Origin of the sequence: Psychrobacter sp. PP-21 (genome assembly GCF_033790785.1) — a bacterium.
Classification (GTDB): Bacteria; Pseudomonadota; Gammaproteobacteria; order Pseudomonadales; family Moraxellaceae; genus Psychrobacter.
On the sequence record NZ_JAMYEB010000004.1, the window covers coordinates 65,820 to 91,716 of the forward strand.

Annotated in this window: 19 protein-coding genes; 9 read left to right on the plus strand and 10 right to left on the minus strand. The window is 44.2% G+C overall.

Going from position 1 to position 25,897, the window contains the following annotated elements:
• The first annotated feature begins 52 nt into the window (after positions 1-52).
• The gene (locus tag NJD71_RS05450; protein WP_319050933.1) at positions 53-1,429 is read left to right on the plus strand and encodes a dicarboxylate/amino acid:cation symporter; all 1,377 of its coding nucleotides are present in this window, start codon (positions 53-55) and stop codon (positions 1,427-1,429) included.
• Positions 1,430-1,525: 96 nt separating this feature from the next.
• Here the strand turns inward: NJD71_RS05450 and NJD71_RS05455 are convergent, their stop codons facing one another.
• Positions 1,526-2,281, minus strand: a complete 756-nt coding sequence (locus NJD71_RS05455; protein ID WP_319050934.1) for a TSUP family transporter — start codon at positions 2,279-2,281, stop codon at positions 1,526-1,528.
• Positions 2,282-2,758: 477 nt separating this feature from the next.
• Between NJD71_RS05455 and nhaA the strand changes: the two genes are divergently transcribed.
• Positions 2,759-3,961 carry a Na+/H+ antiporter NhaA gene (gene nhaA, locus NJD71_RS05460; RefSeq protein ID WP_319050935.1) on the plus strand — a complete coding sequence of 401 codons (1,203 nt, stop codon included), beginning with the start codon at positions 2,759-2,761 and terminating at the stop codon, positions 3,959-3,961.
• Positions 3,962-4,403: 442 nt separating this feature from the next.
• On the plus strand, positions 4,404-5,744 hold the full coding sequence (locus NJD71_RS05465; protein ID WP_442967653.1) for an oxygenase MpaB family protein: 1,341 nt from the start codon (positions 4,404-4,406) through the stop codon (positions 5,742-5,744).
• Between the two features lie 164 nt (positions 5,745-5,908).
• On the opposite strand, the gene NJD71_RS05470 is transcribed toward NJD71_RS05465, so the two are convergent.
• Positions 5,909-6,643 carry an NUDIX hydrolase gene (locus tag NJD71_RS05470; protein WP_319050936.1) on the minus strand — a complete coding sequence of 245 codons (735 nt, stop codon included), beginning with the start codon at positions 6,641-6,643 and terminating at the stop codon, positions 5,909-5,911.
• A 344-nt stretch (positions 6,644-6,987) separates the two neighbouring features.
• Between NJD71_RS05470 and NJD71_RS05475 the strand changes: the two genes are divergently transcribed.
• Positions 6,988-7,551 (plus strand): NUDIX hydrolase, encoded by a 564-nt coding sequence (locus tag NJD71_RS05475; RefSeq protein WP_319050938.1) that lies wholly within the window; start codon positions 6,988-6,990, stop codon positions 7,549-7,551.
• 81 nt (positions 7,552-7,632) lie between these two features.
• Here the strand turns inward: NJD71_RS05475 and NJD71_RS05480 are convergent, their stop codons facing one another.
• The gene (locus NJD71_RS05480) at positions 7,633-10,713 is read right to left on the minus strand and encodes an insulinase family protein (protein ID WP_319050939.1); all 3,081 of its coding nucleotides are present in this window, start codon (positions 10,711-10,713) and stop codon (positions 7,633-7,635) included.
• 374 nt (positions 10,714-11,087) lie between these two features.
• Between NJD71_RS05480 and NJD71_RS05485 the strand changes: the two genes are divergently transcribed.
• Together NJD71_RS05485 and NJD71_RS05490 are read left to right on the plus strand one after the other, a co-directional pair.
• Positions 11,088-11,549, plus strand: coding sequence for a universal stress protein (locus NJD71_RS05485; RefSeq protein WP_319050940.1), 462 nt, complete (start codon positions 11,088-11,090; stop codon positions 11,547-11,549).
• Between the two features lie 142 nt (positions 11,550-11,691).
• Positions 11,692-12,153 carry a universal stress protein gene (locus NJD71_RS05490; RefSeq protein WP_057761630.1) on the plus strand — a complete coding sequence of 154 codons (462 nt, stop codon included), beginning with the start codon at positions 11,692-11,694 and terminating at the stop codon, positions 12,151-12,153.
• Positions 12,154-12,249: 96 nt separating this feature from the next.
• Here the strand turns inward: NJD71_RS05490 and NJD71_RS05495 are convergent, their stop codons facing one another.
• Positions 12,250-13,185, minus strand: a complete 936-nt coding sequence (locus tag NJD71_RS05495) for a LysR substrate-binding domain-containing protein (protein ID WP_319050941.1) — start codon at positions 13,183-13,185, stop codon at positions 12,250-12,252.
• 246 nt (positions 13,186-13,431) lie between these two features.
• Between NJD71_RS05495 and NJD71_RS05500 the strand changes: the two genes are divergently transcribed.
• A complete protein-coding gene (locus NJD71_RS05500) occupies positions 13,432-14,556 on the plus strand; it encodes a YeiH family protein (RefSeq protein WP_319050942.1) in 1,125 nt (374 codons plus the stop codon).
• Positions 14,557-14,750: 194 nt separating this feature from the next.
• On the opposite strand, the gene NJD71_RS05505 is transcribed toward NJD71_RS05500, so the two are convergent.
• Together NJD71_RS05505 and NJD71_RS05510 are read right to left on the minus strand one after the other, a co-directional pair.
• Positions 14,751-14,960: a cold-shock protein gene (locus NJD71_RS05505; protein WP_045453470.1), complete on the minus strand. Its 210-nt coding sequence runs from the start codon at positions 14,958-14,960 to the stop codon at positions 14,751-14,753.
• A gap of 232 nt (positions 14,961-15,192) precedes the next feature.
• Positions 15,193-15,615 (minus strand): YbaN family protein, encoded by a 423-nt coding sequence (locus NJD71_RS05510; protein WP_319050944.1) that lies wholly within the window; start codon positions 15,613-15,615, stop codon positions 15,193-15,195.
• Between the two features lie 697 nt (positions 15,616-16,312).
• Between NJD71_RS05510 and NJD71_RS05515 the strand changes: the two genes are divergently transcribed.
• The gene (locus NJD71_RS05515) at positions 16,313-17,209 is read left to right on the plus strand and encodes an ABC transporter substrate-binding protein (RefSeq protein WP_319050945.1); all 897 of its coding nucleotides are present in this window, start codon (positions 16,313-16,315) and stop codon (positions 17,207-17,209) included.
• Positions 17,210-17,318: 109 nt separating this feature from the next.
• Here NJD71_RS05515 and NJD71_RS05520 read toward each other — a convergent pair whose 3' ends face one another.
• The 3 genes from NJD71_RS05520 to NJD71_RS05530 form a co-directional block, all read right to left on the minus strand.
• A complete protein-coding gene (locus tag NJD71_RS05520) occupies positions 17,319-18,617 on the minus strand; it encodes a VWA domain-containing protein (RefSeq protein ID WP_319050946.1) in 1,299 nt (432 codons plus the stop codon).
• An 8-nt stretch (positions 18,618-18,625) separates the two neighbouring features.
• Entirely contained in the window at positions 18,626-20,233 is a 1,608-nt protein-coding gene (locus NJD71_RS05525) for a hypothetical protein (protein ID WP_319050947.1), read from the minus strand.
• A 168-nt stretch (positions 20,234-20,401) separates the two neighbouring features.
• Positions 20,402-23,347 carry a valine--tRNA ligase gene (locus NJD71_RS05530; RefSeq protein WP_319050948.1) on the minus strand — a complete coding sequence of 982 codons (2,946 nt, stop codon included), beginning with the start codon at positions 23,345-23,347 and terminating at the stop codon, positions 20,402-20,404.
• A 312-nt stretch (positions 23,348-23,659) separates the two neighbouring features.
• Here NJD71_RS05530 and NJD71_RS05535 point away from each other — a divergent pair, with 312 nt between their 5' ends.
• Positions 23,660-24,811: a formate/nitrite transporter family protein gene (locus NJD71_RS05535; protein ID WP_319050949.1), complete on the plus strand. Its 1,152-nt coding sequence runs from the start codon at positions 23,660-23,662 to the stop codon at positions 24,809-24,811.
• 159 nt (positions 24,812-24,970) lie between these two features.
• On the opposite strand, the gene NJD71_RS05540 is transcribed toward NJD71_RS05535, so the two are convergent.
• On the minus strand, positions 24,971-25,894 hold the full coding sequence (locus tag NJD71_RS05540; RefSeq protein ID WP_319050950.1) for a bile acid:sodium symporter family protein: 924 nt from the start codon (positions 25,892-25,894) through the stop codon (positions 24,971-24,973).
• Positions 25,895-25,897 lie beyond the last annotated feature (3 nt).

Consider the following 25,897-nt stretch of genomic DNA (forward strand, 5'->3'; position numbering starts at 1 on the left):
CTCTGAGTGATTGCTGACTATAGCGCTGTTGTGCACACAAAGGATATGAATTATGTGGAAGAATTTGGGACTGACGGGCAAGATTATTGTTGCCATGGTGCTCGGTATTGCGCTGGGTTTATTTTTAAACTATTCGGGATTGAATGGCGAAGGTGGGTTTGTTAATACCTATATCACTAATGGCTTTCTTGCCATTATCGGTAAGCTATTCGTTAACTCACTAAAAATGTTGGTCGTACCATTGGTACTTATCTCACTGATCTGCGGTGTGTGCGGTATTGGTGATATTCGTCTATTAGGACGTATCGGTACCAAAACATTTATGATCTATATGTTCACCACCGCGCTTGCGATTGCAACAGCGATTGGACTGGGTTCACTATTTGGTATTGGTAAGGGCATGAACATTGGTACTGATGCGACTTTTGAAGCCGCGTCAGCACCGCCTTTACTTGATGTATTCTCAAACATTGTCCCATCGAACCCTATCAGTGCGATGGCCAATGGTGACATGTTATCGATTATCTTCTTTGCGATTTTGATCGGTGTGAGTATCTTGATGGTTGGCAAGCCTGCCAAAGGTTTGGTTCAGAGCCTAGAGCTTATTAATGAAGTCATCTTGAAGATGGTGACGATCATTATGAACCTAGCACCTTATGGTGTGTTTGCACTATTGACCAAAGCAATGGCAGAGCTGGGACTAGACTTGATCTGGTCATTACTTGGTTATGTTGCGGTATTAGTTGGCTCATTAGCATTCCACTTTTTCATCACGATGATGATTGTACTCAAAGTCGCATCAGGTCTATCTATCAAGACCTTTTTGGCAAAAATGCGTGAAGTACAGATCTTTGCTTTTAGTACGTCAAGCTCGAACGCGACGATTCCTATTACGCTGCGTACCGTTACCAAGCGTATGGGTGTTAATAACTCAGTTGCGTCGTTTACCGTTCCTTTTGGTGCCACCATCAACATGGATGGTACCGCCATTATGCAGGGTACAGCGACCATTTTCATTGCCAATATTTATGGTATTGATCTGGGAGTTACCGAATACTTGACCGTTATTTTAATGTCAGTCCTTGCTTCTGTTGGTACAGCTGGTGTGCCTGGTGTTGGTCTCATCATGCTGTCTATGGTATTTGCTCAGGTTGGTCTACCAATCGAAGGTATTGGTCTAATCTTGGGTGTGGATCGTATCCTTGATATGTTACGTACCGCTGTAAATGTCGGCGGCGATGCTGCTGTTACGACTATTGTAGCAAAATCAGAAGGCAAAATGGATTTGGCTATTTATAATGACCCTAACGCTGGTGCAAAAGACGTTTTCGATGGTCATATAGACGAAAACAACGAGCGTGAATTCTCTGAAGTATTCAGCGATGGCATCATGGGTAGTGAGTACGATGACGTAGATCGTCGCCGCTAATCACATCTATTGGATAAATAATGTCATAAAAAAACCTCAGTCACCCATGCACATGGACTGAGGTTTTTTTGTGATAGATAGATTTATTATTTTTATTTAGCCAAAAACATACTTGGTCAGCATGGCCAAACATACCACGACAATCATCGGACGAATGAGCTTGCTGCCGCCCTTTACCACCATATGTGAGCCAAAATACGCACCAATAGTTTGACCTACCATCATCGCCAGTCCTACTTTCCACAGGACATTACCGCCCAAAATAAAGAATATGAGTGAGCCGATATTGGTAGATAAATTCAATACTTTTGCCGTACCTGTCGCCTCGATAATCTGTCGCCCACGCAGTGCTACATTGCCAAGCGCAAAAAACATCCCTGTGCCTGGACCAATATAGCCATCATAAAAACCAATGAGCGGCGCTACAATCTTTTGCCATTTACCCTCTGAGATGCGCGGTGCGGCTTCTACTTCCCCAAGCCTAGGCGCAAACAACGTATAAATACCGATAGCCGCAATCAAAAAAGGAATCAGTTTTTCGAGTAAATCTGGTGGCGACATCTGCACCGCGATGGTACCTATGACTGACCCGATAAAAGCGGCAATAATCGCCACTTTTATACGCTGTGGTTTAACGACTCCTTTTTTGATCATTGTAATAGAAGCTGCAAGCGCACCTGAGGCCGCTTGGAGCTTGTTGGTGCCTAGCGTGAGTACTGGCGGGATGTTAGCCAGTAGCATGGCAGGTATGGTCAGTAGTCCACCGCCCCCAGCAATAGCATCAATAAATCCTGCCAATGCTGCCACCGCAGTGAGCATCAAAATGATCTCTAATGAGAAAGTTAAATCCATAACGCTGACCTGCAAAATATCGTAAGAAAAAAGTGAGCTTGAAAGATGAGGCTAGCATGTCACTGATGTGAGGCTACTAGCAGTCAGACAATTGAATAGTTGAAATCGACAAGGGAACCGGGACAACCTCGTAAAGCGTCGATCATTATAGAGATAAAACTGCAAAAAAAGCCAAAAACCTACCAAAGTCTGCTAAATTTGTTTAATAACGACTGGGGTATCATTTATAAAAGACCTTTTGTTAAAAAGATTTAACGACTTACAACTATGTTGCTCAGCGTATCACCTTTATAATGTCACTATAATGAGTACAATAAAGTGGGCTAGCAGGTTTGTTTGGGCGTATTTTGTTGTCTATATCGATAAGAGTATGAGAAACTGTTGCTGTCTATTTGCTACCCTCGCATTGTTGGTAGCGCAGACATTGATGGATATTTGAGGTTATTTAGTAAATTGTATTTAGCGAATGAGGATGATATGGCAATACGAAGGATTAAGGCATTTTTTGAATTTGAGGCAGCAGGCGGTATCGTCTTAGCATTGGCTGCCGTTGCTGCAATGATCATTGCCAACTCCCCTCTTCATGTGTGGTACGAAAGTTTTATTCACGCGCCAGTTGCGATTCAGATTGGCGATTTTGCTATTGCCAAAGATGCGCACCACTGGATCAATGACGGCCTTATGGCGGTTTTCTTTTTCTTAGTTGGACTTGAGCTCAAGCGTGAAGTACTCATCGGTGAGCTGTCTAACGTCAAGCAAATCATCTTGCCAGCTGGTGCAGCATTAGGTGGTATGATTATGCCAGCGGCGGTGTATATACTTTTTAATCTCAATGAGCCTGAGTACTGGAAAGGCTGGGCAATTCCTGCAGCAACCGATATTGCCTTTGCACTGGGTATTCTGAGTCTATTAGGTAGCCGCGTACCCAACTCCCTAAAGGTGTTCTTGGTCTCTATCGCTATTTTTGATGATATTGGTGCGATTTTAATCATTGCTCTATTTTATACTAGTGAGCTGTCATTGGAGTCATTGGCAGTAGCCGGTCTATGTCTGCCATTCTTGTATCTGCTCAATCGTCGCAATGTGACCAGTATTACGCCTTATCTGCTTATCGGTATCGTCATGTGGATTGCGGTACTCAAATCAGGTATCCATGCCACATTGGCAGGCGTGGTTTTGGCCTTATTTATCCCTATGTTTGACCGTACTGATCCTGAGCACTCTCCATTAGAGGAGCTAGAGCACGATCTCCATAACTCTGTTGCCTTTGGTATTTTGCCAATATTTGCTTTTGCCAACTCGGGGATATCACTCGAGGGCGCAGGTCTTGCTGAGCTATTCCACTCAGTGCCGCTAGGTATCGCTGCAGGCCTGTTCATCGGCAAACAAGTGGGTGTTATGGTCATGTGCTGGTTAATCTTCAAGCTTGGTCTATCAACCATGCCAAAAGGGATGGACTATAAGCAAATATATGGCGCAGCATTATTATGTGGCGTTGGCTTTACCATGAGCTTATTTATTGGCGGCTTGGCGTTTGCTGGTGATACAACGATGTTTGATGAGCGCTTGGGTATCATCATGGGTTCTATCGTCTCTGGTATCGCAGGTTATATCATGCTCAAAGTGAGCTTAAAAGACAATGTCAGCGGCACGTCGGTCGACTTGACCCGCTCTCATTAATATCAAAACGAGCGACTTATGAGCCTTTAGCTTATAAGTCGTTTTTTATTATGTACAGGTCGCTTGTTATCGTGGATAGATATACTGCAACCAGCTGACTCATAAAACCTCAGTAACTATCTATTAAATGGCTATCTATTAAACGATAAATTTAACAGCGGTCAAAGGCTTGTTAAGGATTATCATACAGAAATCGATAAGCTAAAAAATGGCTCGAATTTCGGTCTTGCTAGCGAAAAAAAACTTGTGCAACACTGCTATCACTATTGGATGAAAGGCACTATACCAAATATCGTATCAAACACCATATTAAGCAGACGCAAAGACAGCTGGATGCATCAATTCGGTTTTATGAGGGATCGCTATAGACGGCTTTGATGTTGCAGATATTAGATCTATAGCTAAATCAGGCTATAACTTAATCATAAAGGCACTTGATCATATGAGTAAGAAAACCACCAATACTGCAAGTATCTCTACACAACCTCATCATCAATCAAAAAAAACCTATCAGCGTCACGGGCGCACCACCGCCATCAATGATCATAGTGATTTACAGGTTTTAAAGCGGATCAAACGGTATCTATTACCGAAAGATTTTAAAATCTCGCCTACCCTACTTGATGAAATAGTTGCCGGCTACGATATTGGTGACCCGCTTGCAGATGCACTAGCCGCTGATAACATTCGTTTTGCAAAGCCTTTGCAGCAGACTATTCTTGGTGACGATATATCTGGTGATCACTTAGTCCATCCCTCATTTAGTACATTAGCCGAGCAGTTCAGTACGCATCCTGACTGGTTCGACCCCAAACTTGCTCAGATTGGTGCCGTTGCTTACAGACGCTATCCGTTGATGCTCATTTGGCTACTGCGTAATGTGGCACTCATGGCAGGCTATAGTATTCCCGCCCTATCATTGCCACTGATTCAGACTGGCGCACTGATGCATGACGCACTGCCGCGACTCATGCGCACCTATGCCTATATCTTGGCCGTGTCTGAGCATCCGCAGTTAGATATGAGTACGCGTAATCATCATAACGCTATTGATCAAGTATTGGCCATCGGCTCTGAAGGCTGGCGACAGTCCATCAAAGTACGTCAAATCCATACTTTGGTACGTCAGAACTTACTCAAAGGTAAGGGCAATGCCGCGATAGGTGTGATAACAAATGCTGACCAGCATCATAATCCTGATGGCAGCTGGAACACCGATTATTGGGGCGTGCCCATCAATCAAACCGATATGATTGCCACACACTTACAGTTTTCTCTATTGATTATGCGCGGTCTACGACTGCTGGGCGCCCGTATCAGCACCGAGGAAGCAGAAGGTATCTTGCATTTATGGAATCTTGCCAGCTATTGGATGGGGGTTGATTTAGATCGCCTGCCAAAAGATGAAGCAGCCTGCTGGGAATGGCTGTATACCTACCTATCCATTCAGCAGCTTGATTTTAAGATGGGGCAGCCACTCGCAAAAGCCTTGCATGATTTACCACGTCAGCTCATGGGCGAGGACAATCGTCGTGGGCGGTTTGTGGAGATGGTCAACGCCAGTGTGACTCGTACCTTAGTCGGTGATGATATTGGTGATGGCTTAGATTTACCAAAATCAAAAATACGTTTTGGCGTATTGTCTTCAGTGCCTATTTTGTTTGCTCTAGATACCGCGCGAGGACATAACAAAAACATTGCCGATAAGTTAGAGGCGTTCCGTGCCAAACGTCAAGATAATATGAACTGGTGGCTCAAGAAAAACGACGATTACTATAAATAAAGCGGTCTATAAAACTCTAAACGACTTATCAAATATAGCAGCCGTACTTATATAGCAGCCATACTTATATAGTAGCATTTGGATAGTAGTACTTAGATAAGCAGCCCTATTTAAGTACACACTCGTGAAGGAATGCTGTTGATGCTATAAATCTAAATATTATATTATCGGTTGTTGTCCACACGGTAATACCACTCTAGCTGTCGATCAAATCCTGTCTCTAACAGATTGGCAATAACACGTCCTGTCAGTCCCCACACCGTCTCACCATCGACTTGCCAACTCGGCGTCAGTAAAGTCGCTACTTGATCTTGCATTTTATACTCTACCGCATACTCTACTGTCGGCTGAGTGACTAACGACTCAAAGTCCGCCCAGAAAATACGTGATATCTCTCCCACCTCGGGTACCAGTACCAAGCCTGGCGCAATAAGTGCAACGATAGGGCGTACACTCATACCGCTTTTGGACGTTTGGATAGGCAACTGTCCAAGCAGTTGGACTTTGTTGGGTGGTAGTGCTGTTTCTTCACAGGCTTCACGCAGTGCTGTGACGACATTGTTACCGTCGCCTCGATCATGTTTACCACCCACACAAGACACCTCACCCGCATGACTGTTCATATGGGCGGCGCGGCGTGTTAATAGCAGTTTTGGTTTACGCTCATGAGTGATCGCGACCAGTATTGAGGCGTCAGCAATCGGTGTCTGGTACAAGCTATCTAAAATGCGCGTGCTGTGCGAGGTGTTGTGCGCTTCATACATCGCTGGGCTGGTCAGCGTGTTTAGGGTCTCATGTTGCACACGCTCAGCCAATTTTCTGAGTGTGGGATGTCGTATAAAGCTCGGTACAGCGACTGATAGGTTATTGAAGTTTACAGTCTCTGGAGAAAGTAACATTATAATTGCCTTGTTTTTTATCGTAATTTCGCTTTATCAAAAGCGTTTTCGCTTGTTTAATTCTAGCTTATTGCTGACCATCATTAATCAAAAACATAATTAGTGACTATCGATACATCTGTTCCACAGTCCAAAAATAGCAGCTAAGAACATTTATACCAGACTACAGCATACTTATCAGTGAAATGATGCGTTACTGTTATCTTGATTCTGTATGCCAATAATATGTGCTATCTTAAGATCACAGCTGTTTCTTAAAATAATATCTTACAGCATCTCAAAATATGGGCCTTACAACCTACAAAATCACTATGCATCATAACTTTTCTAATAAGGTAGTCGATATGAGCTATTGTCTCCAATGCGGTCATAAAGCAGAACGAAAAATCCCACCTACAGACAATATGCCGCGCTTGGTGTGCCCTAATTGCCATTATATCCACTACGAAAACCCAAAAGTTATCTGCGGCTCACTAGTGGTACACGAAGATAAAGTACTGCTATGTAGGCGAGCGATCGAACCTCAATATGGCTTGTGGACCATACCTGCAGGGTTTATGGAAAATGGCGAAACCATGGCTGAGGGTGCAGCACGCGAGAGCTACGAAGAAGCTGATGCCACCGTGATACATCCGCATCTATACTGTGTTTACGACCTGCCAGATATTGGACAGATTTACTCGATTTATTTGGGAAATCTAAAAGACGGTACTTATGGTACTGGTTCAGAGAGCCTTGAATGTGCGCTATTTAGTGAAGAAGAGATTCCATGGGATACGCTTGCCTTTGAGGCCATTCGCCTTACCTTAAAAAACTATTTTTCTGATCGTAAGCAGTATAACGAGTTGTCAGAATTCCCGATCCATCAAGACAAAATCGGCAAAGATTTGAGTATCAAACGGTACTAAGCAAATACTACATACAAAAAAGCCAAGCATCATGCTTGGCTTTTTATATTTAACTTTTAATAAAGAACAAACCTAATTGTCTTAGCTCTTAATTCTACATACTTCAAAACCAAGACCTTTCACCGTCTCTTCTTTATCATAAGGGGCTAGCACTGCACGTACGTGTTTTTGACCCTGCAGATATTGCTTAGCAACACGCTGCAAATCATCAATAGTCACGGCCAAAATCGCAGCGCGCATTTTACGCTGCCAGTCAGCACCGCGATGATGTAAGTTGGCAAAGCATGCTTTGATTGCTTCCCCTGCAGGAGAGCCTGGCTTATCCATACCTGAGATAATCCCTAAGATTGCCTCTTCTAACTGCTCATCGGTTTGCGGTTCATTCAAGACCCACTCGATACTGGCCTCAAAGTGCTCAAAAGTCTCTGCACATTGTGGATCACGGTAACTAAAGAACTTAAACGCACATGCATTGGCGTCATAGCCTGCACCGCCGCCATACGCACCGCCACGCTCACGAATCGCACTGTGCAAGTAGCCGTTACGCAAATACGGCGCTAATACCATCAGAGCCGCAGTATCAGGATGATCAGCCGCTGGTACTGTATAGGCGCTAGCATTATGATAGACATTGGTTGGCACCAGCCACGCTAGATCTGCAACATCGAGCACATCGTTTTTAACATCATCGCCACTCTCTAATGCCTTGACTGCATTAGTCTCACCATTTAAAGCGGTATCTAGCTGCAGATTTGCAAACTCACTAGGAATATTTGCTTCAGTATCAGTTACTTTTGCAGCAGACATTGCTGCTTGGCTATCTGTCCAGCTATCGACGATCAAGCTGCTCAAACGTTCTGTTTGCTCGGCTTCACAGATAATAACGGCATGCTTAGGTAAGCTGATTAAGCGTTGATGTAAGTCCATCAAGCTGGTTGCCAACTGATCCCACTGTGCATCATCAGTACTCGCATGCGTCAAGAAGTCCTTGAGCGCATTTAGTGCTGGTAGACCACTACGTACATACTCTAGCTGCGCTTGACGACTCATACCGCGACTGGCAATTTGCATCGCATACGAGTGACCAGAGCCTGCTAGGTTTGACTGCCAGCTGGCTTGACGCTGCTGTAGAATCTCTTTGATGCGGTCATGCTCAGTAAAGATACTGTGCTCCATGACTTCTTTGAGCAAATCAATCGCTTCAGGTTTGCGATTGAGCGCACGTGTTGCAACCACAAAATAGCTACCGATGGACTGACTGTCATCAACATGGGTTCGTTGACTGATACGTGCTGTCACACCTGATGAGTGCGCGGCCTGCTTGGCTTGCATTTCATGGGCACTGAGCGAGTCAGTCCCTAGCTCAGATAGCAAACTTAGATAGATCGGCAGCAATGGATGATTGATGACATCATTCACTGGTAGCTCATCGGCGCTCGCGTTACCAATCGCCTCAGTCAACGGTACGATCACTTGGTAATAATACAGACCATTGGTGCCCGCTTCGTACTCAAATAAAGTACTGTCCTGCCCACTCAAGCGCACTTGTTTTTGTTTGCCTGCTTTGAAGCTAATATCCGCTGGTACGTCTTCTAGACCTACCTTTGGTAACAGGCTTAAATCATCGGGCGCGGCTTGGCGCGCAGCCAAATCTAGTGCTTGTTGCTTCAAGATAGCCTTGTCATCAGCAGTCAAATCCATCGCTATGGTATCAAGGCGAGTCTGTTCGGCTGCTGCTAAACGAGCGGTTTTTTCGCTGTCAGGGGTCATCGTTACGCGGACTCGATGCTGATTGTCTAGTAGATGTGTTTTGATCAAATTCGGTAGCCACTGCGGATCGACGACTTGCGCGCGTAGCCACTGTAGATGCTCGTCTACTTCCCATACATCGATAGGATTGCCATCATGGATAGCGGTGCTAAAGCCTTCTAGCATAAGGTTTAGACCATAAGGTACGCTATCACCACCAATATGACGCTGATCAATCTCAATCTGATGAAGGATGGTTTCGATCGTTTCATCATCGACTGGCGTGCTTGCTACTTCGGTCAGTAGATCGATGATACCTTGCTCTACCGCTTCGGCATGCTCAGGGTTAGAACCACGCAGACCGGTATAAAACACCATTTCGTAATGGCTGTCATCAAGTCCCAACAACGGACTTGGGGCTTTACCCAGTGGGTGACTGTCAAGATAAGCACGTAGTGGTGAGCCTGAATGCTCAATCAACACGCCTTCCAGCAGACGCAATGCCAAGCGCTGCTTTGGATCAGTAATCGATGGTAGCAACCAAGCGACCACGTGATGGGTCTGATCTGGACCTGCTTCGTCAGCAGTATAAGTATCGACCGCACTAATAGGCGCAGACAAACGCTGCTCTGGGCGCGATACGTGCTTTTTGCCCGCTTCGAACTGAGTCAGTGCGTCGTCATGTATTTTTGCTTGTGTCTCGGCAACAGGGATATTACCAAAGCTCATGATGACACTGTTTGACGGATGATAATGGCTCTGATGGAATTCGGTCAGCTCAGTGTGCGTCAAGTCAGGAATATCAGCAGGGTCGCCGCCTGAATTGTAGTGATACGTGGTCGTTGGAAATACATGATGCGCCACCGTATGATAGAGCTGATCAATCTCGCCGCTCATAGCACCTTTCATCTCGTTAAAGACAATGCCTTTAAACTGCGGTTTATCGTCTTCGTCCAGCTCTACACGTATGCCCTCTTGGGCAAAGTCGAGCGGATGAATGTTAGGAAAAAAGGACGCATCAAGGTATACAGACAGCAAATTAAAGTAGTCGTTTTTATTTTGCGTGGCATAGGGATAGGCTGTCCAATCTGCCGCGGTCATCGCATTCATAAACGTATTCAGCGAGCGTTTTATCATTGAGAAGAATGGATCACGTACTGGGAATTTCTTAGAACCACATAATGCGACGTGCTCTAAAATATGCGCCTCGCCTTTTGAATCCATTGGCTGAGTACGAAAGCCCACCAAAAACGCATTTTCGTCACTTGGATGCGCGAGATGATAATGCATCGCGCCTGTTTTTACATGCTGACTGATCAGCACATCCATCGATAGCGCCTCAATGTGGCGATGTTCGAGCAGCTCAAATGCTGGATGCAGCGTTAAATCCGCAGTAAATGGGGTATCAGTCATAGTTATCCTTATTGCTTACAATGCGTATAGGGCCCTGACTATCAGGGTAAATAAAATGGTAATAATTACCGATATATCAATTATAAAAAGTGACTAAAAAAGTATTGGCTTAGCGCTATTAGTGGGGCTGCGGCATCGATAAGTCAAGTCGACTATCACGCAATAATCTATGAGATCGAACTCAGCAACCCTCTACCTATTAAAACAGCCCTAGCAAAACACAAGGGCAACAATAATTATAGATAAACAATGGTTGAGTCGCTTAACAAAAATAGCCTGCACTGCTACTATAAAAGTGGCTATTAAAAAGTAACTGCCAAGAAATAACTACCAAAAAGTGACTATTAGAAAGTAAATACCAAAAGGAGTACCTTATGAGCTATCAACACATTTTACTGGTGACTGACTTATTATCTGATGCCGACAAGGTCGCTCTAAAAACCAAACGTATCCTTGCAGGCTCGCCTGAGGCTAGGTTATCTGTTCTGCATATTGTTGAAGATGATATGGTGCGTTTTGGTTACGAGCTGGTACCTTCATCTAGTCTTTCGGGCGATTTCGATGGCGAAAAATGGCAAGAAGCACGCGCTAAACTGGCACGCTTCCTTGAGTATAATGAGTTAGAAGCCGCCAACTCTGAAGTGACCGCTGCTATCTCTAACAGTAAAGGTATCGTTGACTATTGTAATAAAAAAGAGGTCGACTTACTTATTATCGGGCGTCATGAACGTCAAGGTATCGCAGCTTGGTTGGTGGGCGCGACCGCTGATAGTATATTGCCGAACATCTCTTGCGACAGTTTGGTTGTCAAACTGAGCGAACCCATAACGGAATAAGTCGTGTATAAAGCCTTTGATTTAATCAAGTATTAATGCGCGTGATCTCATGTTACTGAGAGCCTTAAAGATAGGCAAGCACCACTTAACAGCGCTCTATAGTAGTGCTATAGTAAATACTATCTGACATGAGGAAGACGCTATGAGTTACGAACATATACTACTGGTCACTGACTTACTCTCTGATGCGGATATCGTCGCGCAAAAAGCCAAGCGTATCGTTGAAAACCGCCCAGGATCTAAGCTATCGGTGCTACATATCGTAAAAGATACGATGGTTGGTTTCGGTTACGAGCTGGTACCCGCCTCCAGCCTATATGATGAGATTGATGATGAGCGTTGCCAAGAAGCACGCGCCAAACTGGCCCAGTTCTTAGAACGCAATCAGCTAAACGCAGCGACATCAGAAGTCACTACGGCTATCTCTAGTAGTGAAGGTATCGTCAGTTACTGCCACAAACACGATGTAGACCTATTGGTCATCGGTCGCCATAAGCGCACTGGTATCGCGGCATGGATCAGTGGCGCGACAGCAGATAATATCTTGCCTAACGTACCTTGCGATAGCTTTGTGGTGAGACTGGATAAGCCCGTCTCGGCATAGCGTTGAGCCACAACGCTCTGGTATGAGTGGCATATACAATGAAAAGCGCAGCGCCGAGATAGACGCTGCGCTTTTTTATGATTTACCTTCTCTTATTCATCTCTGCTGAATAATATCTATAAAGGTTTGCCAAATGGGACTTTGATGCCTTGCCTTATGCCAGACCAGCCACCACGTCCGTGACAAATCAATCCCAGCAACATCGACTTGTACTAGTTCACCTGACGCAAGTTCTGTCTCAATCACATGCTGTGATAGACAGCCAAGTCCAATATCTGCACTCACCATATGCTTGATGGCCTCTGACTGATGTATCGCCTTAACCACCTCGGCATTGGGTAGGTATTTTAGCAACTGCTCATCGATAATTTGCCGTGTGCCGGATCCTGCTTCACGTACCAATAACGGCAACTGTTCGAGCTGCTCAATAGTCAGACGGTAGCCATCCTCCTCTTGATGATATATAGCGATATCCTTTAGCCATTTGCTATCACGTTTGGCAAATATCATCAGCGTATCTGTTCGCCACTCGCGCAGCTCAATGGCTTTCATATCTATCGGTCGCGGCATCCCTTCTACTAGCGCAATGTCAATATTTAACTGCTCAACCTCACCCACGACCTCTTGTGTGTTGGCAATATATATATCGACATTGGCATCTGGTAGCGCCTCATAAAGCTTGCCAAGCAATGACGGCAGTACATAGTTACCGATTGTGGTACTCGCCCCAATATGAATCTGTCCTGCTTGGTACTGATGATAATGCTCAAGCGTGAGTGACTGCCCGAGAATGGCTTGTGCTTGTACATAAATAGGATGCGCATTGGGATGTTGATTGAGCCTGCGACCGACGCGCTCAAATAGTGGCATCTGTAACCTAGACTCAAGCTCTGTCAGCGCACTACTGACCGCTGATTGTGATAGATGCATCTCTTCACTGGCGCGGCTGGTACTCCCTGTCTGATAAATACTGACAAAAACCGCGAGCTGCTTGAGCGTAATCTTTGGTAATGTTTGCACAGATTTTTTCATAATATCGATAGCCTTGCGTCAGTTTTTGAATGCTCTTATAGGCTAAGTATATTTAGTGTGTAGCAGCAGCCTTTTATCAATACTTTTAAAATTCAACACTCTCAACATTCAATACTAAAAATACTGTAACCTAAAAAATCGATAGTTTATATCTTATTAATCTGTTTTTATTATAAATGTAGCGGGCATATACTGTCTACTCATAAGCTTATGCTTATCTTAATATCAGTAATAGGGTGCCGCGTCATGCATACACTACTTCAATCCATCAGCAGCTCAGCTCGTAACTACGTCCCGAGCCAACGTCACTTGGCGGGTTTGGCTGTGGTATTGATCGGTAGTTTGTTCTGCTTATGGTTGGATAGCAGTTTAGATGTGTGGTTGAACGGGCGCATTATCGGCTTGTCATCCTTAACGCTTGCGATATTGCTTGGTATGATATTGGGCAATACTATCTACCCCAAATTCACTGAACGTTTAAACGGCGGCGTATGCTTTGCAAAAGGTCAGATATTACGACTTGCGATCATGTTTTATGGGTTTAAGCTGACCATGACACAAGTAGCAAGCGTTGGTATGCCAGCGATTGCGACCGATGCTCTGGTACTGACGTCTACGTTTTTATTAACCTACTGGCTAGGTACTAGATGGCTAAAAGTCGATAAAGAAACGGTTATTCTGATTGGCTCAGGGGCAAGTATTTGCGGCGCCGCTGCCGTCATTGCAGCAGAGCCAGTAGTCAATGCCCAAGCGCATAAAGTCACTATCGCCGTGGCAACCGTCGTGGTTTTTGGCACTATCGCAATGCTACTCTACCCTTTTCTCTATCATCTGGGCTGGCTACAACCTTGGCTGAGCGCCCAGCAGTACGGGATGTACACTGGCTCTACTGTACACGAGGTGGCGCAAGTCGTGGTCGCTGGTAATGCCATCAATACCGAGATTGGCGATACCGCGGTCGTGACCAAGATGATACGCGTCATGATGCTCGCCCCATTCTTACTCGTGTTGTCTTTTGCACTAACCAAAAGTCGCACCGTAGATAACTCCACTATAGAAGATAAGAGAAATAAGAATGAGACAGCATCATTTGTAAGCCGCGTCAAACAAGTCAAGGTGCCATGGTTCGCGTTTATCTTTATTGGCATTGTGTTGATACATACATGGGTACCCATGTCTGAGAGTATCGTGCGCAGTATGGTGATGTTAGATGATGTACTACTGACAATGGCGATGTTTGCGCTAGGTCTGACCACTCATCTAAGCGCGATTAAGCAAGCTGGCGTCAAGCCTCTAGTCTTAGGCGCAGTTATGTTTGGTTGGTTGTTGCTAGGCGGTGGTCTGATTAATATCGGTATCAGCTTAATATAAGAAGTCGATTTTACATTTTAGCGGCTGATATCACTTTCTATATCATAGCCCAAAAACAACACCGCCAACTATTCATACAGTTGGCGGTGTTGTTATATCTATCATGTCGTTTGACATCAAACAGTAGACGAAAAAAAACGAACCCGAAGGTCCGCTTTTCTACATCTATTCATCTATCTGTCTATAAAGACAAATTAGATAGCAACGATGTTATGTGCTTGTGGGCCTTTTTGGCCTTGAGTTACAGTGAACTCAACTTCTTGGCCTTCAGCCAAAGTTTTGAAACCTGAACCAGTGATTTCGCTGTAATGAGCAAAAACGTCTGCGCCAGTTTCTGGAGCGATAAAACCGAAACCTTTAGCTTCGTTGAACCACTTAACTGTACCTTTTTGAACGTCTGACATAGTATAATCCTACTTTTAAATTTATTAATGGTCTAATGACCGGTAACGCTTGCAAATAGCTACTGAACGATAAATATTAAAACGAAGGATTATAACTAATACTACGAGGTAATGATTTGGTGCAGAACTGCTCTTAAGCTTGGGCGTATTATAAGGGGTACATCCTAGTATCGCAAGCCTTATCTCATCTTTCGTGTAACTGGCGCCATATTTGGTACAAATTGCAACAATTTTAGGCGTTTGGCAGACGGAATAAATATATCGCGACCCCGCTACAGACAGCGGCTACCAGCCATGCTATCCACATCATATCTGTAGGCAAGCGATAAAATAACATAGCGGTTGATGCTGCCATCATGACTGTTGCCAGACACTTAGCATATAGAGGAACGGCATGACTCTCCTCCCAATCACGGACGTATTTGCCGAAGTATTTGTGATTGATTAGCCAAAAATGAAAGCGCCGCGAGCTACGCGCCCAGCACCCTGCCGCCAGTAATATAAAAGGCGCAGTCGGCATGACGGGCAGTAATATCCCAATAATACCTAAAATAAAAAATATCCAGCCGAGCGTCACAAACGTCCAACGCATCATTGGGCTTTTGGATTGGTTGGTCTTAGGCCTATGATAAAACGCTTTTTTATTATGGGTCATATAAGTGATGTCGATGGACGGTGCGGTGAATGATTTTGGTAGCCATCAAAAGTATTTACATGGCTACTTGTATGAATAACCAAGCATGCAATATCACCAAAAATTGTACAAGCCCATTTATACAAGCTTTTTGCTATCGATCAGTATCGTTGGTTAGTGATTGGGTAAGTACCAATGGCAAATACTGCGCTCTTCTATTAACACGTCGATTGAAAGCGCTTATAAGATTAAAAGCGCTTATAAAAAGCCGTCACAAATGAGAACTGTTATAAAGGGCGGTTAACGAGCGTCAGTCATCACCTTTCATTGTCATTCCTGATACGCTTGCATCACCGCTTACAAGTCGTCTATGATGATGCAGTAGCCATCGATAATAGCCATTAGCAGTACTGATCAAAAATAATGCAGCACTACTCAATCTTGTCGGGGTGCTTTGCTTTTAACCTTGTAACGATTGTTAAAACCATCGCTGAGACACACCCGTGAACCTGAAGCAGTTAGCACTGACGTAGGAAACAAGCATGACAGACCCTAAGCAGTCTATGAATAAGAGAAACCTCTACCTGACGCGCTGATCTGATAGCGCCTTACATGTTGAGATTTTGCCTTTTTTGTTTTGCCTTTTTTGTTTTGCCTTTTTTGTTTTGTTTAAACAGCATCAGTCTGATTGTTTTCTATCATTAAAAAGGAAACAACCATGCAGTCAACCACCAAATTGACCCTTACCCTCGAATGGTTCTTAAACCCTGATCACCTGCCCTTTATCGCGGGTGTGACCACAGGTGCGTATGAGCAGGCAGGGCTAGATATCACCATCATTGAGCCTGATGACCACTATGATGGCTTTGCTGAATTGCAAAATCAAAGCATCGATCTGCATGTGAATGAGCCAATTCATCTGTTTGAGCATTACGCGCCTAATCTGCGTGCGCTTGGCTGTTTTTTTGAGACCGATGGCGGCATATTGATGCAGCAATCCAGCATGGATAAGCTCAAGAACAATCAGCCGATTCGCATTTGTACCCCGTCGGCTGAAGAAAAGACCAATCGTATTGGCTTTGAGATATTAGCCCGCTATGCCAAAAAAAACGGCTTTAGTATCAGCCGTGATAATGTGAGCTTTGTGCAAAAGGACTTTTATCATATAAAAAACCTACAAGAAGACCCGAGTCTCGATGGTGCATGGCTATGCTTTTATAACTTTGAGGGCGTTGAAGCGACCCATGAAGGGCTGGACTTTACATTTATCGATCAGCATCTGTCACCTTATCCGAATTTTTCGGCGTTAGAAATCCTCACGACGGATGAGATCTATAAAGCGAAAAAAGACGCGATAGATACTTTCATCCAAGTGACCAATCAAATGACAGAGCTGTGTAAAAATGATCCAGAGACTGCCCACCATATGTATTACAACTATAGTAAAACTGAGGCGGACGCGCTGATGGATGCGATTATTGATAATACACTGGGCAGATTGATCACGCCGATTACGCCTGATGCGAGTAAGTGGGAAGAGCTGCGTGAGATGCTGGCAGAGATTGATATCGTGACGTTAACTGATGAGCAGTATCAATCGCTGTGGACGCTGTAGGCATTTTAGAAGTTAAGATATTTTGAACCATAAAAAACCGCCATCGTGTTTGCTATGGCGGTTTTTTATTTAGCTGTAATCGAATAATGAGGTTAGCGCACTAATACTTTTATAGTGAATTGACGATACCTAGTTGCTTAGCTTCTTTTAGCCAACTTGGGAACTCTTCTAGCATATTTTCATACAAGGCTTCTTCGCTAATGTCATCCAAGTCATCAAGTTCAAAAAAGTCGCAATTATCAATCACGCGCCCTGTCATGTCGTCTAGTTTTTTTAGAATGCCATAACCACGACCACCCAAGCCCACAAACTGCCAAAATATCGGCAGTTTCGCCGCTTCCGTCATAACTCTTGTAATACCGCGATTGTCATTCACCCCGCCATCACTGATAAATAGCACGTAGATAGGCACATCTAAGCCGTCTTTTTGATAAAACTCCGTCACGGCTTTCATGACCTCTGCTTCGTTATTAACGCGTGGACCAAGTGCCCATTTGCGCCAGCCGCCATGAGCGTTGTCAATAAAACCATCATAGTTGCTCAGTCCAATCTCGCCCAAATACTGCGGATCTCGGGCAAACGCCCAACAATCTAGTGCTTGGTCATCATCAAAGTTCACTGCCAATGGCAATATGCGATTGACTACCTCTTGCACGCGGCCTTGTTTATATTGTCTGTTCATTGAGCCTGAGGCATCTAACACCAACGCTACTTTTGCGGTTAATTGCTGCAATTGGCGTTTCTCAAGCGATACCGTGGCTTTTTTGGCCAGATTAACCAGTTTTGGCGCTTTTTCTAGCATGACCTTCTCGAGCGACGGTTTTGCTTTAACTGGCGTGGCGTTTACGTCAGCTGCTGTCGAGCTGCCCTCTTCTACGTCACCACCGAAATGCTGCACGATGGCGGCAAGTCCACCATTAAAGCCTTGTGCGACGTTAGATACTCGCCACACGCCACTCTTACGATACAGCTGCATCAACATACTGGCTTGCTGCTGGGCAAAGTCTGCTGCTTGATACGCTGCCTGCGCCTTTTGCGATTGCTGCCAAATGCCAATCTCTAGCAATTGAATTTGATTGAGCGGCGTGTCGGCTGATAATACAAAAAACAAGCTGTCTATATTGGCAGCCAGTTTGGATAAATTCACTTCAAACTCGGCTTGGATGCCTTTATTTGCTGTTGGCTGCGACTCGTAATGGGTGAGCTTGATTTGCCCGCATGGTGAGGTTGGCTGATTATAAAACACCATGTAATCATCATTGATCAGTTTGCCTGCTGCGTCTAAGGCAAAGCAGCTGATGTCCATCTCTATCGGGCTTTGGCGGGTAAATTTGAGCGTGATGGGTGTGGTCTCGTCAATAGCAAGGTTGCTTAAAGGCGAGCGTTGTCCGACGGTGAGATGGTTCATGGTGTTCCTTAACGTTGAGTATGTCGTTTAACAGATACAACAATTTGCCAAATTAGTATGCCAAACCAAATGTAGAACAATAGACTAATAAACTCAAATCCACTCTTAGATCCAAGAAACCTACTAAAAGGTAGGAAGTTTTTTGCTATATCATTTAAGAATATCCAAATCCATTCCAATTTTTTCCAAATGAAATAATCAAAATTATCAAAATACCAGTCATGTAAATATAGTAATATCGTATACGAAATCAGGCTAATAATTAACCAAGTAATGGCTCTTATATAATTTCTACCGAACTCAGATATTAGATCATTCACGTTATATACTAACTTATCCCAGAAACCCCCTTCTTCCTTCAACTCATTTTTAAATGCTTTCATCTCTTGAACAAAAAACCTATTTGCTTCAAGAGTATTCCCTCTAGAATCGAATGAATACTTTATAATTCTAAATGTCTCTCGATTAGTATTGTGAGGATTGATATTTGACTTTAAGAAATTAGGTTGTTCTCTTAAGTCCACATTCTCGAAATCTAAACCATAGTAAAAATTTACTTTCTTGAAGTTTGAGGCGGTCATAAATGTCGCAAATCTAAATATCGTTGTCACGGGATAAGAGGCTATAACAATCTTATTCGCTTCACCAAATGCAGCTTTTTCAAAATCCGCAACATCATGAAACTTTACTCTTTCAAATCTTGCATAACTGAAATGACTTTCAGAAGCCTTAAAGACACCGTGCATTTCTGTGTTAGTACATACAAACTTCCCAACTTCCGTATTTAGTATTTCGAAATTAGATAGAAAATTTGTGTCATTAATCCAGAGAGAGCTTAGAGCAACTTTATTAAGTTTGACAACACCTTCAAATGTGCAATTGAAGATTTTCAGTTCTGTGTTGACAAATAACTTATCATTTAGTTCTAAAAAAGGTTCTGATTTGAACCCAACTCCACTTAAATCTATTAGATTACTAAACCTACAACCTGAAAACAAACTATCCTCAAAAATACTATTTATTTCAGTAGGGGATACTCTTACCTTATCCTTAAAATCACATTCAGAAAACAAGCAATTCGTATCATTGCTCAACATTCTAAATGGAGTTATATCAAACTGATTATAAAACATGCAACCTTGAAAGAAAAAACTTACATCTTCTAACTGCCAATCACCTATATATAAATGACAGTCAAGTAAGTGAATTCCACTAAAAAGCTTCAACAGTTTGAAATAATCAAAACTGTCTTTGCTCCTTCTATCAGGAAAAGAAATATTGTGTAGGACTATTAAATCGTTTGTATTTGTTCTTCGAATTAAGTTTCTATTTTCATCATTATCTAAATCTCCATCTCGGAATATTTGAGAAAAATTTATACCTAAGCCTCTCTTATATGGGCTAGATGAAGAATTAAATAAGCTTTGATTATTATGAGAATTTGAAGCTTGATTTGCAGCAAGGAAGTCTGCTATATAAATCCTCAATAAGTTGTAAAACTCAGATAAAACGCTTTTCCTACTATCATTTTGGTAGTTGCCTTTTACACAATGGAGAGCACATTCTTCATGAGGTGCAAATTTGTTGTTTGTACAACCTTCAAAGGTACATGTCATGCCTCAAAATTCTCTCGTTATTTACTGCTAATAAGTTAGTAAACCATTCTAATTTTGCTAGCCATCAGTTATATCATAAATTCAGAAAAATTAAGCAATAGTTTAGAATTAAAAAACGCCATCACAATCGTGACGGCGTTTTCTACTTATACAGATATCTACTTTCAACTACAACGCTTCCAACTGCTCCATCTGCGCCGTCATCGCAGTCAACTGCCCTTCTAGCTCAACCAGTTTTGCCTTCTCAGCATCGACCACTTCCGCAGGCGCTTTACTGACAAAGCCTTCATTGCTCAGCTTACGCGTGATACCGTCGGCCTGCTTTTGTAGCTTTTCATGCGCTTTGTCCAGACGTGCCAGCTCAGCCGTTGGATCGATCAGCCCTTTCATCGGTACGAGTACCCGTAGCTGACCGACCATGCTTGATGATGATAGTGGAATCTTTTGATCAGAGCCGTCACCACTATTTATAATCTCTAAACTCTCGACTTTGGCAAGCGCTTTGAACTGGTTTTTGATACGTGATAGACGCGCTTCTTCATCGGCAGAGACATTTTGTAGTAGCACTGGCAGACGTACCGCATTGCCCAGTTTCATCTCACCACGGATGTTACGGACGCTCGCGATGAGCTCCTGTAGCCACGCCATATCTGCCTCAGTCTGCTCGCTGATTTGGCTATCATCGGTTTGTGGATAGTCAGCGATCACGATGCTGTCGGTGTTTTTGCGACCCAGTAGCGGCGCGATGGTCTGCCAGATTTGCTCAGTCAGATACGGCATGATTGGATGGGTGAAGCGTAGCGCCGTCTCTAGCACGTGCAGTAGCACATAGCGAATTTGCGCTTTGCGCTCGTCAGACACCGAGTCATCATTTAGGCTGGCTTTGGCAAGCTCAACGTACCAATCACAGTACTCATTCCAGATGAACTCATAGATATCTTGGCTGACCATATCGAGACGATACTGAGCAAAATGCTGATGAATGTCTTTGACGCTTGAGTTCAGACGACTCATGATCCATTTTTCTGGTAATTCCCAAACGTCAGGGTTCGCCGCTTGGTCGATAGGCTTGGCATTGCTGTCACCATCGACACAGTTCATGAGTACGAAACGGCTGGCGTTCCAGATTTTATTACAGAAGTTACGATAGCCCTCGACACGCTTTAGATCAAAGTTGATATCGCGACCCGTACTGGCTAATGAGGTAAAGGTAAAGCGCAACGCATCGGTACCATAAGCTGGGATGCCTTCTGGGAACTCTTTACGCGTTTGCTTCTCAATCTTGGCCGCATCTTTTGGATTCATCATATTGCTGGTGCGTTTTTCGACCAGCGCTTCTAGCTCAATACCGTCGATGAGATCAATCGGATCTAAGACGTTACCTTTTGATTTTGACATTTTTTGACCATTACCATCACGTACCAGACCATGCACATAGACGGTCTTAAACGGTACTTGCGGCGTGCCATCTTCGTTTTTGACAAAATGCATGGTCAGCATAATCATGCGCGCTACCCAAAAAAAGATAATGTCAAAACCTGTCACCAGCACGCTGGTTGGGTGGAAAGTGTCCATCACGCGCGGATCGGCGTTGACGTCTGCCCAGTCAAGCGTACTGAACGTCCATAGACCCGAGCTGAACCACGTATCAAGCACGTCATTATCTTGTCGCAATACGACATCATCGCTCAGGTTGTATTTAGTGCGCACCTCGCTTTCGTCACGGGCGACATAGATCTCACCTGTCGCATCGTCATACCATGCAGGGATACGATGTCCCCACCACAGCTGACGGCTGATGCACCAGTCTTGTAGATCAGTCATCCACGCCATATACATGTTTTTGTACTGCGCAGGGACGAACTCAATGCTGCCGTCTTCTACCGCGTCAATCGCAGGCTTGGCAAGCTCTTTGACCGCGACATACCACTGATCGGTCAACCATGGCTCAACGATCGTACCGCCACGCTCAGCACGTGGGGCTTTTAGCGCATAGTCTTCTATATCTTCTAACCAGCCCTGATCCTTTGCTTGCTCAACGAGGAACTTACGAGCGGCAAAACGCTCAAGTCCTGCGTATTCGCTCGGTGTGGTCTCAAGCTCTGGCTCACGTGTCTGCAAGTCAGGATAGACTTCCATCGCTGGTAGAATATTAGCGCGCTCATCAAGGATGTTGATCAATGGCAAGCTATGGCGACGACCCAATTCATAATCGTTAAAATCATGCGCTGGAGTGATTTTGACACAGCCCGTACCGAAGTCGCTCTCGACATAATCATCAGCGACGATAGGCACAACGCGACCCGTAATTGGCAAGGTAATAGTTTTGCCAACTAAGTGCGCGTAACGCTCATCACTAGGATTGACGGCAACAGCGGTATCACCAAGGAGTGTTTCAGGACGCGTGGTTGCTACTACTAAATAGTTTTTACCATCTTGAGTCTTTAAGTCTTTATCTGTGAAATGATAGCGGAAATGCCACAGGCTGCCTTTTTCGTCGTGGTTTTCGACTTCTAGGTCAGACAGCGCAGTTTGGAATTTTGGATCCCAGTTCACCAAACGCTTACCACGGTAGATAAGACCATCGTCAAACAGACGCACAAACACTTCTTTTACCGCGTTAGACAGACCATCATCCATGGTAAAGCGCTCACGTGACCAGTCAACCGAGCTGCCCAAACGGCGAATTTGACTAGTGATATTACCGCCCGACTCTTCTTTCCATTCCCATACTTTATCGATGAAATCTGCACGGGTCATATCACGGCGTTTGATGCCTTGCGCTTCCAGACGACGCTCAACAACCATCTGGGTGGCGATACCGGCATGATCCGTACCTGGCTGCCATAGCGTATTGTCGCCATCCATACGGTGATAACGGGTCAGCGCATCCATGATGGCGTTGTTAAAACCATGACCCATGTGCAGCGAGCCTGTGACATTCGGCGGTGGCAGCGCGATAGAAAACGACTCGTCTTTGTCAAACGTCGGCTGAAAATAGCCGCTTTCTTCCCAGCCTTGATACATACCTGCTTCGACTTGTGCAGGATTATAGGCGTTTTCTAATTGGCTTAGCGCCGTTTGAATAGATTGCGTGAGGGTCTGGTTACTCATAATAGGGTGATCTTATTGTTGGTAATGAATGTGGTCAAACTGAGATGGCACAGAATGCTATAAAAACAGAGAAAGTTATTGATAGTGTGATTTTAACGCAGATAGGCAGATTTTGTTAGATGGTAAGACAATTTATAGGACGTGAACCGCATTTATTCCTCAATTAACAACCCCAGTCAGCCAAATACGCAACAGAATATCTTACCCTCATACGATAAAATATGAATGGTAGCTGTATTTGAGCATACTAAAATTTAAAACTACCAAGCCTGAAACGTACTAAAACACTATATAACCAACAGTGAGCTGACCGTGTCCCAAGATATCGAGCAACCCTCTAACTCTCAAAGCAACTTACCAAACGATGAGCCTCTACGCACAAGTACCACCCATCACGTACATCTAGATGACGATGCGCTGGATGATAATCACGAAAATAACAGTACGGAGCACAGCCATACGCTACAGCACAGCCACTCTCCAGAAGACAGTCACGCCAACCCTCATGTGGACAGCCATCATCCAGACGATCATATAAAAGCCACCGAAGAGCTGGATAATGATGACCTACCAGAAGAAATCAGCGACGAAGACAAAGAAACCATCAAAAAAGTCGCCAGTGATGACAACCTAAGTCAAGCGAAAAGCTATGCCAGTATCTTGGTAGAGCAAGTTATCCATGCCAAAGAAACCTTCAAGCGCTCACTTGGTTCGTTATTTACCAGTGCCTTTACCGCTGGACTCGAGATTGGTATCAGTTTTTTTGTGATTTTATCCGCATTTGCACTACTAAATGACGTATTGCCAAGTCGCTATGCGATGGTATTGTCGTCCCTGCTCTATCCGATTGGCTTTATTATCGTGGTGATCGGTCAGTCGTTACTATTTACTGAGCAGACATCCCTACTCAGTCTGCCTGTACTCAATAAAATCGAACCACTGCATAAATTGCTCAGGCTGTGGGGCATCGTTATTGCTGGTAATATCGTGGGCGGTTGTATATTTGCGGCCCTTATGATTGGTCTAGGTCTACACATGCACTTGTTTACAGATCATGCTATTGACGCTTATGCCGAGCATATTTTGGGGTTTGAGTGGTGGGTTATCTTTGGCAGTGCAGTGCTGGCAGGCTGGATGATGGGCGTCGCTGCATGGCTAGTGACTTCTGCCCGTGACACTCTGAGCCGTATCGTCTTGGTCACCCTCATCACTGGTAGTATTGGGTTCTTGGGATTGCACCATAGTATCGTGGGCAACATCGAGGTATTTTCAGCACTGCTATATGGCAATACCGTCAGCCTCTGGCACTATTTGGTATTTTTAGTCGTGGTACTGGTGGGCAATACGGTGGGCGGCGTGGTGTTCGTTGCCGTACTCAAAAACCGTACGTTCTTATTTGAAATCGAAAAGGTCAAAGAGCAAACTGCCGAGGCGAGAGCAAAAATGGACAGACGAAGATTCTAGATTCGAGATAAAAAGAGGTACTACACACAAAAGCCCGTAACGCACTTCCTTATACGAAGCGTGTTGCGGGCTTTTTTATTGCGCCATATATTACTACTTTTTTGCCAAGTACTGTCTCAACTGGCGTGACAAGACATTACTACGGTTATCTTAAACACCTTACATTCTACGTGCTGCCAATACACTGTTTTCTATCTCGGTTTTTTTGGCTTTATTGTGCTGAGCTGTGAATACTCTAACCATGATACCAGCTGTCAAGAACATAATTAGCGTGTAGATAGCTGGCGTCAACGACATCTTATAGTTAGCGAGCAGCGTCAATGCCATAAACATCGATAGCGTACTGTTTTGTAGACCGACTTCCATGGTGATTGATCTTCTCTGTTCAGGATTGAGACCAAACCATTTACTCGTATAATACCCAAGTGCCATCGTTGATACGTTCAATATGAGCGACACAGGACCAGTAGCAATTAAGGCCTCTACAATGATGTCTCGTTGCACATAGCTCAAGAAAAGCACCAAGAAGCTCAAAAAGATCACCCCAAAACGGGATACCATAACCTGTGCTCTATCAGCAAAGTTAGGCTTATAGTTTTTGATCAGCATCCCGATACTAACCGGCAGGATAGTCAGCGCAATCAGGCTAATCATGGTCTTGGCGACTGGCAGTTGGAACTCGCTGCCCGCTCCCATGAAATAGACGAGCGAAAAGCTAAGTACGATAGGAATGGTAAATACAGTAATGACGCTGGCAATAGCGGTCATCGTAACTGACAGGGCGACGTCGCCTTTGGCAAGATAAGTGAATAGGTTCGATGTGGTGCCACCAGGACACAGTACCAGCAACATAACCCCAACCGCATACTCAGGCTCTAATGACATAGACGCCGCTAAAGCAAAGCCAACTAATGGTAAAAATATAAGCTGATTGGTGAGACCTATACCGACGGCCTTGGGGTACTTGACGACTCGTTTAAAGTCATTGGTAACTAGGGACAGTCCCATTCCCATCATAATCAAAAAAATACTGATAGGAATAACTTTTGAATTTACAAACGTGACTAACTCCACACCTTCCATAAC

Bases quoted from the DNA above. Each gene is read 5' to 3' on its own strand.
- NJD71_RS05450 (WP_319050933.1), top strand. From the start codon at position 53: ATGTGGAAGAATTTGGGACTGACGGGCAAGATTATTGTTGCCATGGTG.
- NJD71_RS05455 (WP_319050934.1), bottom strand. From the start codon at position 2,281: ATGGATTTAACTTTCTCATTAGAGATCATTTTGATGCTCACTGCGGTG.
- nhaA (WP_319050935.1), top strand. From the start codon at position 2,759: ATGGCAATACGAAGGATTAAGGCATTTTTTGAATTTGAGGCAGCAGGC.
- NJD71_RS05465 (WP_442967653.1), top strand. From the start codon at position 4,404: ATGAGTAAGAAAACCACCAATACTGCAAGTATCTCTACACAACCTCAT.
- NJD71_RS05470 (WP_319050936.1), bottom strand. From the start codon at position 6,643: ATGTTACTTTCTCCAGAGACTGTAAACTTCAATAACCTATCAGTCGCT.
- NJD71_RS05475 (WP_319050938.1), top strand. From the start codon at position 6,988: ATGAGCTATTGTCTCCAATGCGGTCATAAAGCAGAACGAAAAATCCCA.
- NJD71_RS05480 (WP_319050939.1), bottom strand. From the start codon at position 10,713: ATGACTGATACCCCATTTACTGCGGATTTAACGCTGCATCCAGCATTT.
- NJD71_RS05485 (WP_319050940.1), top strand. From the start codon at position 11,088: ATGAGCTATCAACACATTTTACTGGTGACTGACTTATTATCTGATGCC.
- NJD71_RS05490 (WP_057761630.1), top strand. From the start codon at position 11,692: ATGAGTTACGAACATATACTACTGGTCACTGACTTACTCTCTGATGCG.
- NJD71_RS05495 (WP_319050941.1), bottom strand. From the start codon at position 13,185: ATGAAAAAATCTGTGCAAACATTACCAAAGATTACGCTCAAGCAGCTC.
- NJD71_RS05500 (WP_319050942.1), top strand. From the start codon at position 13,432: ATGCATACACTACTTCAATCCATCAGCAGCTCAGCTCGTAACTACGTC.
- NJD71_RS05505 (WP_045453470.1), bottom strand. From the start codon at position 14,960: ATGTCAGACGTTCAAAAAGGTACAGTTAAGTGGTTCAACGAAGCTAAA.
- NJD71_RS05510 (WP_319050944.1), bottom strand. From the start codon at position 15,615: ATGACCCATAATAAAAAAGCGTTTTATCATAGGCCTAAGACCAACCAA.
- NJD71_RS05515 (WP_319050945.1), top strand. From the start codon at position 16,313: ATGCAGTCAACCACCAAATTGACCCTTACCCTCGAATGGTTCTTAAAC.
- NJD71_RS05520 (WP_319050946.1), bottom strand. From the start codon at position 18,617: ATGAACCATCTCACCGTCGGACAACGCTCGCCTTTAAGCAACCTTGCT.
- NJD71_RS05525 (WP_319050947.1), bottom strand. From the start codon at position 20,233: ATGACATGTACCTTTGAAGGTTGTACAAACAACAAATTTGCACCTCAT.
- NJD71_RS05530 (WP_319050948.1), bottom strand. From the start codon at position 23,347: ATGAGTAACCAGACCCTCACGCAATCTATTCAAACGGCGCTAAGCCAA.
- NJD71_RS05540 (WP_319050950.1), bottom strand. From the start codon at position 25,894: ATGGAAGGTGTGGAGTTAGTCACGTTTGTAAATTCAAAAGTTATTCCT.